The organism is Enterobacter sp. SLBN-59 (assembly GCF_024807915.1).
Classification (GTDB): domain Bacteria; phylum Pseudomonadota; class Gammaproteobacteria; order Enterobacterales; family Enterobacteriaceae; genus Enterobacter; species Enterobacter asburiae_B.
Genome location: NZ_JANUFI010000001.1, coordinates 2,029,236 through 2,043,821, shown reverse-complemented (window position 1 = coordinate 2,043,821; position 14,586 = coordinate 2,029,236). Strand labels below are relative to the sequence as shown.

Below are 14,586 nucleotides of genomic sequence, written 5' to 3'. Positions count from 1 at the left end.
TCAATCTTAACGGATCGTTTACGGTGAAGGTGGAAACATGGACGAGCTTTACATCCTTGGCTGTTTGTTCCTGGTATTTGCGCTGGTGGTGGCACCCGTGCTTGCGGTTATCGGCTTTAACCGAAGTACGGCGGCTCGACAGGAGATCGCCCGGCTACGCCAGCGCATTGAGGCGCTTGAGCAGCGCGGCGCGAATGAGATAGCGCCAGAGCCGGTGCAGTCTGCCGCTCCGGCGGTCGTGACCGCGTCGGTGGTTGAGGACGCTCCCGCGCCTGTCGACCCCTGGCGCCCCGATACTCCCGCAGCCGTGGCAGAACCTGCTCCGGCCCCGACGCCTGCGGCAAAACAGCCTTCTGCCTTTGGCGGCATCCTGACGTCGCTGGTGCGCTGGTTTATGCAGGGTAACCCGTTGGCGAAGCTTGGGATCCTGCTACTCTTCCTCGGTCTTTCATTCCTGCTGCGCTATACCGTGGAACATTCCCTGTTCCCGCTTGAGCTGCGCCTCGTGGCAACGGCGCTGTTTGCCATTGTCCTGCTGGCGGTCGGGTGGCGGCTGCGGCACAGGCAGCGCGTCTATGCGCTGATCCTCCAGGGCGGGGCGACCGGCGTGCTCTACCTGACGGTGTTTGGCGCATTCCGGCTCTGGCAAATGCTGCCGATGACGCTGGCCTTTGCGCTTCTGGTGGTAATTTGCGCCGCGAGCGTCGGGCTGGCGGTTCTGCAGAAGGCGCTGAGCCTGGCCATGTTGGCGAGCCTCGGCGGGTATCTTGCGCCGCTGCTGTTGTCCACCGGGGGCGGCAGCTTTGTGGCGCTGTTCTCTTTCTATCTCCTGCTTTCCATCGGCATTCTCGCTATCAGCATCTGGCAGCACTGGCGCGAGCTGAACCTGCTCGGGCTGCTGTTTACGTTCGGCGTGGGCGGCCTGTGGGGGCTGAATGACTACCAGCCTGAAGACTATTGGGTCTGCCAGCTGTTCCTGATTGCCAATACGCTGATATTCGGCGTCCTGAGCGTGGCGCTGTCGCTGCGGGCGCAGGAGAAAGGGAAGCAAATTATTGACGGCGTGCTGCTGTTTGCTCCGCCGCTGATCGGTTTCGGGATGCAGTACGGCATGACCCGGCACTGGGAATATGGACCGGCCCTGAGCGCGCTGGGCTACGGCGCATTTTATCTTACCCTCGCGTTCCTTGCGCTGCGGCGCTATCCCTCTATCGGGCGACCTCTGGTCATGGCGGCGCTGGCAATCGGCGGCGGATTTGCCACGCTCGCCATTCCGCTGGCGCTGTCGGCGCGCTGGACGGCGATGGCCTGGGCGCTGGAAGGGCTGGGTATCCTCTGGCTGGGCGTACAGCAGAACCAGCGTCGCATGAGCTATAGCGGGACGGTGCTGCTGGTGCTGGCGCTCGGCAGCGCGCTGTGGGCGCAAACGAACGGCGTTACGTCCCTGAGCCTGCTGCTGATCTTCACCATCCTCAGCCTTTGCTGGCTGGCTGCGGCCTGGCTGTGGCGGACTCTCTTTCTGCCGGTCAGCTGGGCGCTGCTGGCAGGCGGGCTGCTGTTCTGGCTCGTGGCGCTGTTGGGTGCATCGCGGCTGGCACTGACTAAGGAATTACCGATTCTGGCGGGCGTGCTGGCGATGACGGCGGCGTCGGTCTGGGGCTGGCGGCAGGCGGCTGCTCGTCTGGCGTGGCGGGAGCTGGATGCCAGCAAATGGCTGCTGTGGCCGGTTATGCTGCTGATGGTGGGTTATCAGCTCTGGCACCAGCAGATCGTTGCCGCCGGCTGGTCAAATCTCGCCTGGTGCGTTGCGCTTCCTGCCGCGCTGATGCTGCTTCGGCGCGACGGTGAAAGGCTCCCGCCGCGCATCGCGATGGGGCTGCATTTGTCGCTGTTCTGGATGATTTTGCTGGCGCTGGCCGCGGAGCTTTACTGGTTTGCCCGTTCATTGCCGTGGGGCATGGCGGCCTGGGGCAGCGGACTGGCGATGGCAGCAGGCGGCGGGATGATTATGGGGCTCTCTGCAGCCGTACGGCGTCGCGGGTGGCCGTTCCGGGAGTGGCCTGCGCTCTACGCCTGCCTGGCACCGATCCCCGTGGTCGTGGCGCTGCTGGTACTGCTGGTGGTGACCAATTTCCAGGACGGCGTGGTCTATCGCCAGACCTGGCTGCCGCTGGTAAACCCGCTTGAGGAAGGCGCGGCGTTCGCATTGCTGGGGCTGGTGGTCTTTTATCGGGCGGTGGATCGCTACTACCCGGCGTGGCTCTCGCAGGCCCGTCCGTGGCCTGCCGTCGCGATGATGGCGTTTGGCTTCTGGTGGCTTAATGGTGCGCTGATGCGCGCCCTGGCCTGGTACGGCGACGTGGCCTGGAATATGGCATCGCTGTGGGATTCGCGGCTTATCCAGACCAGTTTTGCTCTGTTCTGGATGTTGAGCGCGCTGGTGGTCATGATCCATGCCACCCGTCGGGCTTCCCGACAGGAGTGGCTCTGCGGTGCCGTGCTGCTGGGCGTGGTGATGGTTAAACTGATGCTGGTGGACAGCGCGGGCGGAGGCGGTTTGTCGCGCGCGGTGGCGTTTATCGGCGTGGCGATACTGGTTCTGATCGTGGGGTATTTCTCACCGCTACCGCCCAAAACAGGAGATGAAAAATGAAATGGATGAAAGCGGTAGCCTGTACCGCGCTGCTGGCGCTTTCCGGCCCGGCGTTCTGCGACGAGGGACAAACGGAATCGCCCCGGGACTATGCCTTTGGTCTTTCACTGGATACGTCTGTTCCTTCCCAGTGGTATCGGGTGATGCTGCCGCTCGCCGTCTATGAGCAAAGCACGTCGCCGGATCTGCATGATGTCCGCGTCTTTAACCAGTCGGGCGAGGCGGTTCCCTTCAGCTTGGTCAGCGCGACGCGTCCGCAGGTGCCAGCGCAATCCACCGCGCTGCGCCTTTTCCCGCTGGACTCCTCGCCGCTTGCGGCTTCTCGAGGATCCGGTGATAGCGATAAGATCCTGCTTCGTTCCGGAAGCGGCGTTGAGATTGTGCTGGAGGGGCAAAAAGCCGCCGCAGCCGGGCAACATTATCTGCTGACCCTGCCGGAACAGGCGACGGGCGAGATCGCTATATCCCAGCTGCAGCTGCTCTGGAATACCCCGCAGACGCCGTGGCAGGGAACGGCGTCGGTCTATTACAGCGAGGATCTTAAGCGCTGGTATACCCTGCGCGAGGATATGCCATTGCTGGACGTCATCAGCGGTCAGGATCGTCTTAAGCTCGATCGGATCGATACCGATACGGTTTTATCTCCCGATGCGAATCGCTATCTCATGGTGGTGCTGAATGCGCAGAGACAGGGGATAACCTTGACCGGCGTAAACGCAATCAGCGCACCCGCGCAGACAGCCCCCGAAGCGGTCGACCTTGAGGGCGAAGTGGAGCAGCTATCGACAAGCGAAGCGCAGTGGCACTGGGCGCGCCCGCAGCCGCTGAGTGCTGTCAGCCTCTCACTGAATGGCGATGGCGTCCTTCCCGTGGAGATCGCGTGGCGGAGTACGGAAAAAGACGCATGGCATCCTCTGAAGAAAGAGGTCCTTTACCGTCTTGAGGGAAAAACGTCGCCACCGGTTTCGCTTAACGGGGGGCTGGTGCAGGCCTTGAAAATCACGACGCTGAATGCGCGTCTGCCAGAATACCTGCCGAGCGTCACGGGACATCGCGACCGCTATGACCTGGTGTTCAACGCGCAGGGGAAAGCGCCGTACGTGCTCGCCTGGGGCAACGGCGCCGCGAAGCCTGCCAGCGTGGAGCCCGGCATGCTGATCCCGGCCGACCTGCGCAAGACCTATGATATGGCGAACCTGCCGCAGGCCGACATTCTGGATGATGTTGCGTTAGGCGGCGAGGGGCGTCTGAACGCTACCTCTGCGGCTGAGCGGGAGAGCAGGATGAACACGCTTCTGGTATGGGGCGTGCTGATTGCGGGGGTGATTCTGCTGGCGGGCATGGCCTGGCGTATCTGGCGAGAGACGCAGCGTAAGGCATAAAAAAAGGCCCGCATAAGCGGGCCTTTTTCGTAAACCGTGCCGATTACAGGCTGGATACGTTCTCAGACAGGTATTTAGCCACGCCGTCTGGAGACGCGTTCATGCCTTCTTTACCTTTTTCCCACTGAGCCGGGCACACTTCGCCGTGCTCTTCGTGGAACTGCAGCGCGTCAACCATGCGCAGCATTTCGTCGATGTTACGACCCAGCGGCAGATCGTTCACAACCTGGTGACGAACGATGCCGTTTGCGTCGATCAGGAAGGAGCCACGCAGCGCAACGCCAGCGTCCGGATGTTCGATACCGTAAGCCTGCTGGATTTCGCGTTTGATGTCCGCAACCATTGCGTATTTCACCGCACCGATGCCGCCTTTGTCGACAGGGGTGTTACGCCATGCGTTGTGTACAAATTCAGAGTCGAAGGAGACGCCAACAACTTCCACGCCACGCTTCTGGAATTCTTCATAACGTTTGTCGAAGGCAATCAGCTCAGACGGGCAAACGAAAGTGAAGTCCATTGGCCAGAAGAACAGAACGGTCGCTTTACCGTTGGTGTGCTGTTTGAAGTTGAAGTTTTCAACGATTTCACCGTTGCCCAGAACTGCTGCAGCTGTAAAATCCGGAGCCGGACGAGTTACCAGAACCATATGATTCTCCTGTAGATACTAAGGTTATTTGGAACGCAACGCGAGCCAGTATAGAGAGTGTTCATGGATAAGACAAAGAGGTGGTGACAATCGTTCCGCCAGCTTTTACCTATCAATGTGAATTCTGTCAGAGCTGTTTGTTTTTCGCCTGCACCATCATCCGCGGGTAAAACTGCCAGAAACGCGCTTCCAGGGCATCGTAATGTTCATCCAGGTCATACCAGGAATCCCGCAGCGCATCCAGTCGCGGTCGGCGGCTCGCCATCCCGTTCAGCACGTTCTGGATGAAATCCATCTCGCGATAGCGCTCCAGCCAGCGTTCCGACCATAAATAGTTATTCAGATTCACAAAGCGCGGCGGCGAGTCGGGCAGAATGATCGACACCTGCTGGTGGGCATAGCGCACAAACGCCGGCAAGGGCATCTCCGGCGACAGCTGTTCCCAGTGGCGCGACAGAAAGTGATCCCACATCACGTCGAGCGTGATCGGCGCAACGCGGCGCGTTTCAGGGCGAAACCACGCTTTGGCTTCCGTCACTTCCGGCAGCTTATCCGTCAGTACGTCGATGCGGCGGTGCATAAAAATCCCGTCGACAACCTCAGGGGAATAGTCCTCAGCGGGGTTGCCGCGTACGAAATCGGCCAGCAAATTGCCGGACAGGGAGCTGTCAGCGAGGTGAGCGAGATGCAGGTGAGCGAGAAAATTCATGCGTTTTATTTGTCCGGGGGCGGCTAGTTGTTGCAGCAAAAGGGTGTGAGCACTAGACTATGCCGCCTGTTTTTAAGTCACGAGTATACGTCATGCGCGTCGCCGATTTCTCCTTTGAACTACCTGAATCCCTGATTGCTCACTATCCCATGCCTGAGCGCAGCAGCTGTCGCTTACTGTCACTGGATGGGCCAACGGGCGAGCTGACGCACGGTACTTTCACCGATTTGCTCGACAAGCTCAACCCTGGCGATCTGCTGGTCTTTAACAATACCCGCGTGATACCGGCGCGCCTGTTTGGTCGTAAAGCCAGCGGCGGCAAGATTGAAGTGCTGGTCGAACGTATGCTCGATGATAAACGTATTCTGGCACATATTCGCGCGTCTAAGGCGCCGAAGCCGGGCGCTGAACTGCTGCTGGGTGATGACGAGAGCATCAAAGCGACCATGACCGCGCGCCACGATGCGCTGTTTGAGGTGGCGTTCGACGACGAGCGTACGGTGCTCGATATCCTGAACGCCATCGGCCACATGCCGCTGCCGCCGTATATTGAGCGTCCGGACGAAGAGGCCGATCGCGAGCTGTACCAGACCGTCTACAGCCAGAAGCCTGGCGCCGTCGCTGCGCCGACCGCGGGCCTGCATTTTGATGAGCCGCTGCTGGAGAAACTGCGCGCGAAGGGCGTGGAGATGGCGTTCGTGACGCTGCACGTCGGCGCGGGAACCTTCCAGCCGGTGCGCGTGGACAGCATTGAAGATCACATCATGCACTCTGAGTATGCCGAAGTGCCTCAGGATGTGGTGGACGCGGTGCTGGCGGCGAAAGCGCGCGGTAGCCGCGTCGTGGCGGTCGGTACAACGTCCGTGCGCTCACTCGAGAGCGCCGCGCAGGCGGCGAAGCGCAATCTTATCGAGCCGTTCTTTGGCGACACACAGATCTTTATCTATCCGGGCTATCAGTACAAAGTGATTGACGCGCTGGTGACCAACTTCCATCTGCCTGAATCGACGCTGATTATGCTGGTGTCGGCATTTGCCGGTTATCAGAACACGATGGCGGCCTACAAGTCTGCGGTAGAACAAAAATATCGCTTTTTTAGCTACGGGGACGCGATGTTTATCACGTACAATCCGCTGGCTTTGAATGAGCGTGTCGGGGAATAAGTCCGCGGCACCGTTTTACAACGTTGGACTGTTTTTCTGACGTCGGAGAAAAAATGAAATTTGAACTCGATACCACCGATGGCCGCGCGCGTCGCGGTCGCCTGGTGTTTGATCGCGGCGTGGTGGAAACCCCCGCGTTTATGCCTGTGGGCACGTACGGCACCGTAAAAGGGATGACGCCGGAAGAAGTAGAAGCCACTGGCGCACAGATTATCCTCGGCAACACCTTCCACCTGTGGCTGCGTCCGGGTCAGGAGATCATGAAGCTCCACGGCGACCTACACGATTTCATGCAGTGGAAAGGCCCAATCCTGACCGACTCCGGCGGCTTCCAGGTCTTCAGCCTGGGCGATATCCGCAAGATCACCGAGCAGGGCGTACACTTCCGTAACCCGATCAACGGCGATCCGATTTTCCTCGATCCCGAAAAATCGATGGAGATTCAGTACGATCTCGGCTCTGACATCGTCATGATCTTCGACGAATGTACGCCGTATCCGGCCGACTGGGATTACGCAAAACGCTCCATGGAGATGTCTCTGCGCTGGGCGAAGCGTAGCCGTGACCGTTTTGACTCCCTGCAGAACAAAAATGCGCTGTTCGGCATTATCCAGGGCAGCGTTTACGAAGATTTACGCGATATCTCTGTTAAAGGTCTGGTAGAGATAGGTTTTGATGGCTACGCTGTCGGCGGTTTGGCTGTGGGTGAACCGAAGGAAGACATGCACCGCATTCTGGAGCATGTCTGCCCGCAAATCCCGGCGGATAAACCACGATACCTGATGGGCGTGGGTAAACCAGAAGATCTGGTTGAAGGCGTACGCCGCGGCATTGATATGTTCGACTGCGTCATGCCAACCCGCAACGCGCGTAACGGCCATTTGTTCGTTACCGATGGCGTGGTGAAAATCCGTAACGCGAAGCATAAGAGTGACACCAGCCCGCTCGATTCCGAGTGCGATTGCTATACCTGTCGCAATTATTCTCGCGCGTATCTGCATCATCTCGATCGTTGCAACGAGATTTTGGGCGCGCGTCTCAATACCATTCATAATCTTCGTTATTATCAGCGCTTAATGGCTGGTTTACGTAAGGCTATCGAAGAGGGTAAATTAGAGAGCTTCGTGACTGATTTCTACCAACGTCAGGGGCGGGATGTTCCACCGTTGAACGTTGATTAATTTTAATAATGAGGGAATTTGAATGAGCTTTTTTATTTCTGATGCGGTAGCGGCAACAGGTGCTCCAGCGCAGGGCAGCCCGATGTCTCTGATTCTGATGCTGGTTGTGTTCGGTCTGATCTTCTACTTCATGATCCTGCGTCCACAGCAGAAGCGCACCAAAGAGCACAAAAACCTGATGAACTCCATTGCGAAAGGCGATGAAGTACTGACTAACGGTGGTCTGGTGGGTCGCGTAACCAAAGTGGCTGAAAACGGCTACATTGCTATCGCCCTGAACGACACCACTGAAGTGGTCATCAAACGTGACTTCGTAGCTGCCGTTCTGCCGAAAGGCACCATGAAGGCGCTGTAATCCCAACTTTTCCCAAAGGGAACTGCCGTGTTAAACCGTTATCCTTTGTGGAAGTACATCATGCTGGTCGTCGTGATTCTCGTCGGCCTGCTGTACGCGCTTCCCAACCTGTATGGTGAGGATCCGGCTGTTCAAATCACTGGCGCGCGCGGTGTTGCCGCCAGTGAGCAAACGCTGATCCAGGTCCAGAAAACGTTACAAGAAGAAAAAATTACCGCTAAGTCTGTGGCTCTGGAAGAGGGGGCAATTCTTGCTCGCTTCGACACCACCGACACGCAGCTCCGCGCTCGCGAAGCGCTGATGGGCGTGCTGGGTGACAAATACGTCGTGGCGCTTAACCTTGCCCCTGCAACCCCGCGTTGGCTGGCTGCGATGAAAGCAGAGCCAATGAAACTCGGTCTTGACCTGCGTGGCGGCGTTCACTTCCTGATGGAAGTGGATATGGATACCGCGCTCGGCAAGCTGCAGGAACAGAATATCGACAGCCTGCGCAGCGATCTGCGTGACAAAGGCATCGCTTACACCACCGTGCGTAAAGAAGATAACTACGGCATGAGCATCACGTTCCGCGACAGCGCGGCGCGCGATCAGGCTGTAGATTACCTGACTCAACGTCACCGTGACCTGGTGATCACCTCTCAGGGCAGCAACCAGCTGCGCGCGGTGATGACCGATGCGCGTCTGAAAGAAGCGCGTGAATATGCCGTTCAGCAGAACATCAACATTCTGCGTAACCGTGTAAACCAGCTGGGCGTGGCTGAGCCGCTGGTACAGCGTCAGGGTGCTGACCGTATCGTGGTTGAACTGCCGGGTATCCAGGATACCGCGCGTGCGAAAGAGATTCTGGGTGCGACTGCAACCCTGGAATTCCGTCTGGTGAACTCCAACGTCGATCAGTCCGCTGCCGCCGCAGGGCGTATTCCGGGTGACTCCGAAGTGAAACAGACCCGCGAAGGTCAGCCAGTAGTGCTGTACAAACGCGTGATTCTGACCGGTGACCACATCACCGACTCCACGTCGAGCCAGGACGAATACAACCAGCCGCAGGTTAACATCTCGCTGGATAGCGCGGGTGGTAACATCATGTCTAACTTCACCAAGGACAACATCGGCAAACCGATGGCGACCCTGTTCGTGGAGTACAAAGACAGCGGCAAGAAAGATGCAAACGGTCGTGCGGTACTGGTGAAAGAGGAAGAGGTGATTAACATCGCCAACATCCAGTCTCGTCTGGGTAACAGCTTCCGTATTACCGGTATCAACAACCCGAACGAAGCGCGTCAGCTTTCTCTGCTGCTGCGTGCCGGTGCGCTGATTGCGCCAATTCAGATTGTTGAAGAACGTACCATTGGTCCAACTCTGGGTATGCAAAACATCCAGCAGGGTCTGGAAGCGTGTCTGGCCGGTCTGGTGGTCTCTATCCTCTTCATGATCTTCTTCTACAAGAAGTTTGGTCTGATTGCGACCTCCGCGCTGATCGCCAACCTGGTGCTGATCATCGGCATTATGTCCCTGCTGCCGGGGGCGACGCTGACCATGCCGGGCATTGCGGGTATCGTTCTTACCCTTGCGGTGGCGGTCGACGCCAACGTACTGATTAACGAACGTATCAAAGAAGAGTTGAGCAACGGTCGCTCTATTCAGCAGGCGATTGACGAAGGCTATAAAGGCGCGTTCAGCTCCATCTTCGATGCGAACGTAACAACACTGATTAAGGTTCTTATCCTGTATGCAGTGGGTACTGGCGCGATCAAAGGCTTTGCGATTACAACCGGTATCGGTGTCGCAACGTCAATGTTTACCGCTATTGTCGGCACCCGTGCCATCGTGAACCTGCTGTACGGCGGCAAGCGCGTCAAAAAGCTGTCTATCTGAGGAGTGCGTTGTGGCACAGGAATATACTGTTGAACAATTGAACCACGGCCGTAAAGTCTGGGACTTTATGCGCTGGGACTACTGGGCCTTCGGCATTTCAGGTTTACTGCTGATTCTGTCCATCGGCATTATGAGCGTGAAAGGCTTTAACTGGGGTCTGGATTTCACCGGCGGTACGGTCATTGAGATCTCCCTGGAAAAGCCGGTCGATATGGACCAGATGCGTTTGTCTCTGCAGAAAGCGGGCTTTGAAGAGCCGCTGCTGCAGAACTTCGGCAGCAGCCGCGACATCATGGTGCGTATGCCGCCGGTGCACGATGCCAACGGCAGCCAGGAGCTGGGCAGCAAGGTTGTTAGCGTGATTAACGAAACAACCAGCCAGAACGCGGCGGTCAAGCGTATTGAGTTCGTCGGCCCAAGCGTGGGTGCTGACCTGGCGCAGACCGGTGCGATGGCGCTGCTGGTGGCGCTGATCTCCATTCTGGTATACGTCGGTTTCCGCTTTGAGTGGCGACTGGCGGCCGGTGTGGTTATCGCTCTGGCGCACGACGTGGTGATCACCATGGGCATACTTTCGCTGTTCCACATTGAGATTGACCTGACGATTGTGGCATCCCTGATGTCCGTTATCGGTTACTCACTGAACGACAGTATCGTGGTATCTGACCGTATCCGTGAAAACTTCCGTAAGATCCGTCGCGGTACGCCGTACGAAATCTTTAACGTGTCGTTGACCCAGACGCTGCACCGTACCTTGATAACATCCGGTACCACTTTGATGGTGATCCTGATGCTGTTCCTCTTCGGTGGTCCGGTACTGGAAGGCTTCTCGCTGACCATGCTGATTGGTGTCACCATCGGTACGGCGTCGTCTATCTATGTCGCATCCGCTCTGGCACTGAAACTCGGCATGAAGCGCGAGCACCTGCTCCAGCAGAAAGTCGAGAAAGAAGGGGCGGATCAGCCGTCCATTCTGCCGTAAGGCGACGTTTAGCGCGTTATCGAAATCCCGGTCTGTTGACCGGGATTTTTTTTATCTGCTCCTGACAAACACTCCTGACAGTATGCTGTCAGGAGCCCTGTCGTAGACTTCTTCTGAACCCAAACAACTGGCAGGAGAATATATGAAAAGCGTCATTAACTGGTTTGAAATTCCGGTCGCCGATATGGATCGCGCCATCAAATTTTATGAGCCGGTGATGCAGCTCGCGCTGCGTCGCGAGAAAATGGACTGTGCGGAGCTGGCCGTTTTCCCGCATGAGGATCCGTATACCGGCGGGGCGCTGGCAAAATTTGACGGCGTTACACCGTCTTTGCAGGGCGCTATTATTTACCTGCATACTGACAATCTGGCGGCCACGCTCGATCGCATCGCCTCCGCGGGCGGCGAGTGCGTGTTTGGCCCGCTGGAACTGCCGCATGGTATTGGCACTATCGCATTGTTTACCGACAGCGAGGGTAACCGCGTCGGCCTCCATCAACCTGCCTGAGAGCGGAATAAGATATGACCCGACGCGCTGACCGTTTGTTTCAGATTGTGCAGATCCTGCGGGGCAGGCGTCTGACAACGGCAGCGCATCTGGCGGACCGGCTTGGCGTGTCCGAGCGCACGGTCTACCGCGATATCCGCGATCTGTCGCTTTCCGGCGTGCCGGTGGAAGGTGAGGCGGGGAGCGGATATCGGCTGATGTCGGGTTTTGACCTGCCGCCGCTGATGCTGACAAATAAGGAGTCAGAGGCGCTGATCGTCGCGATTCGCCTGCTCAAAACCTGGGGAGGGGAATCGCTTTCGCGCGAGCTGGAGTCGGCTCAGGAGAAGGTGCTGGCTATCCTGCCCGAGGAGAGTCGTCGAAAGGCGGAGCAGACGCGGATCTACGCCCCGGATTTTTGCATGCAAAGCCACTCCCGCAGCGATTTTGACATGATCCATCAGGCGATTTCCGCCCAGCGCGTGCTGGCGCTGCATTACCGTGATGAAGCCGGACAGCTCTCAAAGCGCGAGGTTCAGCCGCTGGGCTTGTTCTTCTGGGGGGAGCGCTGGCTGCTGGCGGCGTGGTGCGAACGGCGCGACGACTATCGCTGTTTCCGGCTCGACCGCTGTCTCAATATTGTGCAGACGGAGAGGCGGTTTAGCGAGAGTGCGGACAGATCGCTGGCGGATTTTTTGCGGAAGGTTAAGCAGTAAAAAGCCAGCTCTTGAGCTGGCTTTTTTTGCCCGGCGGCGAGGTAAAAGTAAAACGGCAACGAATGTTGCCGTTTTTTGTATTTGTTCCCTCTCCCTGTGGGAGAGGGTCAGGGTGAGGGCATCAGCCCGCACAGTCCCGAACAGGTTAGAAGTTATAACCTACAACCAGGTAGCCACCCCAACCGGTAGAACGGACGTTTTCGTTCATCCATACCAGTTTCGCATCGTCGTTCCACTGACCGCCGTTGTGCCAGTAACGCGCAACAACAGAGTAGTGCCAGTGATCGTAGTTCAGCGCCAGGATGTGGCTGGAGGCGATGGAATTGTTGGTACGCTGCTTGATACCGTTCTCTGCGTAACCGCTCTTATCGCCCAGCTCTGAACCCCAGTCGAAGTTGGTGAAGCCGATATAGCTCAGGTTACCGCCCCACAGCTGAGTGATTGGCACAAAGTATTTCACTTTGAAACGGTAGCCATCCCACTCATTCTGGTTTTCGGCACCGTAGTTCTGCCACTGGTATTTCGCGTACACGTTCAGGGACAGGCTCATTGGCAGGCCGGTGTCAACGTCGGTACCCAGACCCATATACCAGGTGCTCTGACGACCGGACTCGTTGCGGCCCATGTCGTAGATATAGTTGTTCGCGAAGTACCACTCTTTGAACGGGCCGAAGCTCAGGTCTGTGCCGGTCAGCTTGTCGATGGAGAAGCGCGGTTCGATCTCCATGAACAGTGGAGAACCGTGGTTCCAGATACCTTTAGCCTGCGAGTTACCGCCGAAGAAGACCGGTGCATCCATATAGCCGTAGAAATCAAACCAGTCTTTCTTGGCGAATGCTTCGTACTCCAGGTAGGTATCGTTGCGGATCTGAGGTCCGAAACGCGTGTGGTAGCTGCCGACCACGTTAACGCTCTGGTGCCACCAGTCGGAGAGGTATTGTGGTTTATCGTTTTCCGCTGCGTTAACAGTGAAAGAGGAAGAAAGTGCCAGCACGGCGCCGGCTGCGAGTAATGTTTTTTTCATAATCATGCCACTGATTGAAATTCCCTTCCGGGAGTGAAAAATGCGCGAATTGCGTTTCTAAATATTTCGTGTTTCTGCGGTGCCTATTATAGGAATCCCTGCTCACAAAAATATGTGTTGTTTCACATATCTCTCACACGCGTAATCGATTGCGTTCACGTTTGCGTACTTTAAACGGGCGGGATTGTAGCGGCAATCATTTATGTTGCCAATCCATACGAAATGTAAATGTTAGCGGAGTGACATTTCACTCCGCTAAAGGGAGGGTTATTGCGCGGCGGGCTGGATATCGTGAATGCGGATGAAACCTAACCGATCCGGAGTGAGTCCGTTAAGCTGCAGCGGAATGTCAACATCGCTCGGAGCCAGCACGCTGGCCGGTGCGGTGAACAGCTGACTGTTAACATTCACCTCCTGGTAGCTCTCAGTGGTGCCCTGGATCTGTCCCCATTCGACGGTACCACTGAAGGCAGGCAACGGATCGTTGGACTCGCCCTGAATGCGTAATGTTGCGCGAGTACCATTTGCATTCGCCGCCACATTCACCAGAGACATTTTTAGCGTGCCAATCTGACTATTGAGACGCGCAGGCGTATTCGCTCCCGGCAGGAGATAAACCCCGCTGCTGGATTTGGCGTTTAGCGCGTTTTGCTGGGTGATCTTCACCGTTTCTTTGTTCAGTTTGTCCATCGCCGCATTGAGCGTGTTCACGCTCTGTTTCATCTGGCGGACTTCGGTTTGCTGTGCACAGGCGCTAAGGGTGAAGAGGCTCCCCACCAGCAAAATTTTAAGGTAACGTCTTGTCATTGCGTTTATTTCCTTGAAATAACGGATCGCCTTAATGGTAGCCAGCCTCGACGTGTCAGACATAGATCCTTTGTCTCAAAAAGCTCTTCCTTTGTTGTCAGGCCAGATCAGGGTAAAATGAAAATTAGTTAACCACATAACAGGGATATCGTATGCATTGCCCATTCTGCTCCGCTGTGGATACCAAAGTCATCGACTCTCGTCTTGTGGGCGAAGGGTCATCCGTACGCCGTCGTCGGCAGTGTCTGGTGTGCAACGAGCGTTTCACGACCTTTGAGGTTGCAGAGCTGGTAATGCCGCGCGTGGTGAAAAGCAACGACGTGCGCGAGCCGTTTAACGAAGAGAAACTGCGCAGCGGGATGTTGAAGGCCCTGGAAAAACGTCCCGTCAGCGCGGATGACGTTGAGATGGCGTTAAACCACATAAAATCTTACCTTCGTGGTTTGGGTGAGCGTGAAGTGCCGAGCAAAATGATCGGTAACCTGGTGATGGAGCAGCTGAAAAAGCTCGATAAGGTTGCCTATATCCGCTTCGCCTCGGTCTACCGCAGCTTCGAAGACATCAAAGAGTTTGGCGAAGAGATCGCCCGCTTACAGGATTAAGCTC

At 56.9% G+C, this 14,586-nt stretch carries 14 protein-coding genes; 10 read left to right on the top strand and 4 right to left on the bottom strand.

Features of this window, described 5'->3' with window-relative positions:
* Nucleotides 1-37 precede the first annotated feature (37 nt).
* Both M2422_RS09825 and M2422_RS09820 read left to right on the top strand, forming a co-directional pair.
* Nucleotides 38-2,653, top strand: a complete 2,616-nt coding sequence (locus M2422_RS09825) for a DUF2339 domain-containing protein (protein WP_064673459.1) — start codon at nucleotides 38-40, stop codon at nucleotides 2,651-2,653.
* Nucleotides 2,650-4,035 (top strand): DUF3999 domain-containing protein, encoded by a 1,386-nt coding sequence (locus M2422_RS09820; RefSeq protein WP_064673458.1) that lies wholly within the window; start codon nucleotides 2,650-2,652, stop codon nucleotides 4,033-4,035. Before M2422_RS09825 ends, M2422_RS09820 begins: the two co-directional genes overlap by 4 nt.
* 43 nt (nucleotides 4,036-4,078) lie before the next feature.
* Here M2422_RS09820 and M2422_RS09815 read toward each other — a convergent pair whose 3' ends face one another.
* Together M2422_RS09815 and acpH are read right to left on the bottom strand one after the other, a co-directional pair.
* Nucleotides 4,079-4,681: a peroxiredoxin gene (locus tag M2422_RS09815; protein ID WP_014168840.1), complete on the bottom strand. Its 603-nt coding sequence runs from the start codon at nucleotides 4,679-4,681 to the stop codon at nucleotides 4,079-4,081.
* A 127-nt stretch (nucleotides 4,682-4,808) separates the two neighbouring features.
* Nucleotides 4,809-5,390, bottom strand: coding sequence for an ACP phosphodiesterase (acpH, locus tag M2422_RS09810; protein ID WP_029741678.1), 582 nt, complete (start codon nucleotides 5,388-5,390; stop codon nucleotides 4,809-4,811).
* Nucleotides 5,391-5,482: 92 nt separating this feature from the next.
* Between acpH and queA the strand changes: the two genes are divergently transcribed.
* From queA to M2422_RS09775, 7 genes are all read left to right on the top strand, one after another.
* Complete coding sequence (queA, locus tag M2422_RS09805; RefSeq protein WP_039263914.1) at nucleotides 5,483-6,553, top strand: tRNA preQ1(34) S-adenosylmethionine ribosyltransferase-isomerase QueA; 1,071 nt, start codon at nucleotides 5,483-5,485, stop codon at nucleotides 6,551-6,553.
* Between the two features lie 53 nt (nucleotides 6,554-6,606).
* A complete protein-coding gene (tgt, locus tag M2422_RS09800) occupies nucleotides 6,607-7,734 on the top strand; it encodes a tRNA guanosine(34) transglycosylase Tgt (protein ID WP_003859110.1) in 1,128 nt (375 codons plus the stop codon).
* Nucleotides 7,735-7,756: 22 nt separating this feature from the next.
* On the top strand, nucleotides 7,757-8,089 hold the full coding sequence (yajC, locus tag M2422_RS09795) for a preprotein translocase subunit YajC (protein ID WP_003859109.1): 333 nt from the start codon (nucleotides 7,757-7,759) through the stop codon (nucleotides 8,087-8,089).
* Nucleotides 8,090-8,116: 27 nt separating this feature from the next.
* Nucleotides 8,117-9,964, top strand: a complete 1,848-nt coding sequence (gene secD, locus M2422_RS09790) for a protein translocase subunit SecD (RefSeq protein WP_071789390.1) — start codon at nucleotides 8,117-8,119, stop codon at nucleotides 9,962-9,964.
* 10 nt (nucleotides 9,965-9,974) lie between these two features.
* Nucleotides 9,975-10,946 (top strand): protein translocase subunit SecF, encoded by a 972-nt coding sequence (secF, locus tag M2422_RS09785; RefSeq protein WP_023334689.1) that lies wholly within the window; start codon nucleotides 9,975-9,977, stop codon nucleotides 10,944-10,946.
* A 142-nt stretch (nucleotides 10,947-11,088) separates the two neighbouring features.
* A complete protein-coding gene (locus M2422_RS09780) occupies nucleotides 11,089-11,454 on the top strand; it encodes a VOC family protein (RefSeq protein WP_033144761.1) in 366 nt (121 codons plus the stop codon).
* 14 nt (nucleotides 11,455-11,468) lie between these two features.
* A complete protein-coding gene (locus M2422_RS09775) occupies nucleotides 11,469-12,149 on the top strand; it encodes a YafY family protein (protein WP_047061231.1) in 681 nt (226 codons plus the stop codon).
* A gap of 145 nt (nucleotides 12,150-12,294) precedes the next feature.
* Here M2422_RS09775 and M2422_RS09770 read toward each other — a convergent pair whose 3' ends face one another.
* Nucleotides 12,295-13,173 (bottom strand): nucleoside-specific channel-forming protein Tsx, encoded by an 879-nt coding sequence (locus M2422_RS09770; RefSeq protein WP_039264090.1) that lies wholly within the window; start codon nucleotides 13,171-13,173, stop codon nucleotides 12,295-12,297.
* 267 nt (nucleotides 13,174-13,440) lie between these two features.
* The gene (locus M2422_RS09765; protein ID WP_033146491.1) at nucleotides 13,441-13,980 is read right to left on the bottom strand and encodes a DUF3251 domain-containing protein; all 540 of its coding nucleotides are present in this window, start codon (nucleotides 13,978-13,980) and stop codon (nucleotides 13,441-13,443) included.
* Between the two features lie 152 nt (nucleotides 13,981-14,132).
* On the opposite strand from M2422_RS09765, the gene nrdR reads away from it, so the two are divergent.
* Nucleotides 14,133-14,582: a transcriptional regulator NrdR gene (gene nrdR, locus M2422_RS09760; protein WP_008503337.1), complete on the top strand. Its 450-nt coding sequence runs from the start codon at nucleotides 14,133-14,135 to the stop codon at nucleotides 14,580-14,582.
* The last annotated feature ends 4 nt before the right edge of the window (nucleotides 14,583-14,586 follow it).

Excerpts from the sequence above, each read along its gene's own strand:
- M2422_RS09825 (WP_064673459.1), top strand. The coding sequence starts at position 38 with ATGGACGAGCTTTACATCCTTGGCTGTTTGTTCCTGGTATTTGCGCTG.
- M2422_RS09820 (WP_064673458.1), top strand. The coding sequence starts at position 2,650 with ATGAAATGGATGAAAGCGGTAGCCTGTACCGCGCTGCTGGCGCTTTCC.
- M2422_RS09815 (WP_014168840.1), bottom strand. The coding sequence starts at position 4,681 with ATGGTTCTGGTAACTCGTCCGGCTCCGGATTTTACAGCTGCAGCAGTT.
- acpH (WP_029741678.1), bottom strand. The coding sequence starts at position 5,390 with ATGAATTTTCTCGCTCACCTGCATCTCGCTCACCTCGCTGACAGCTCC.
- queA (WP_039263914.1), top strand. The coding sequence starts at position 5,483 with ATGCGCGTCGCCGATTTCTCCTTTGAACTACCTGAATCCCTGATTGCT.
- tgt (WP_003859110.1), top strand. The coding sequence starts at position 6,607 with ATGAAATTTGAACTCGATACCACCGATGGCCGCGCGCGTCGCGGTCGC.
- yajC (WP_003859109.1), top strand. The coding sequence starts at position 7,757 with ATGAGCTTTTTTATTTCTGATGCGGTAGCGGCAACAGGTGCTCCAGCG.
- M2422_RS09780 (WP_033144761.1), top strand. The coding sequence starts at position 11,089 with ATGAAAAGCGTCATTAACTGGTTTGAAATTCCGGTCGCCGATATGGAT.
- M2422_RS09775 (WP_047061231.1), top strand. The coding sequence starts at position 11,469 with ATGACCCGACGCGCTGACCGTTTGTTTCAGATTGTGCAGATCCTGCGG.
- M2422_RS09770 (WP_039264090.1), bottom strand. The coding sequence starts at position 13,173 with ATGAAAAAAACATTACTCGCAGCCGGCGCCGTGCTGGCACTTTCTTCC.
- M2422_RS09765 (WP_033146491.1), bottom strand. The coding sequence starts at position 13,980 with ATGACAAGACGTTACCTTAAAATTTTGCTGGTGGGGAGCCTCTTCACC.
- nrdR (WP_008503337.1), top strand. The coding sequence starts at position 14,133 with ATGCATTGCCCATTCTGCTCCGCTGTGGATACCAAAGTCATCGACTCT.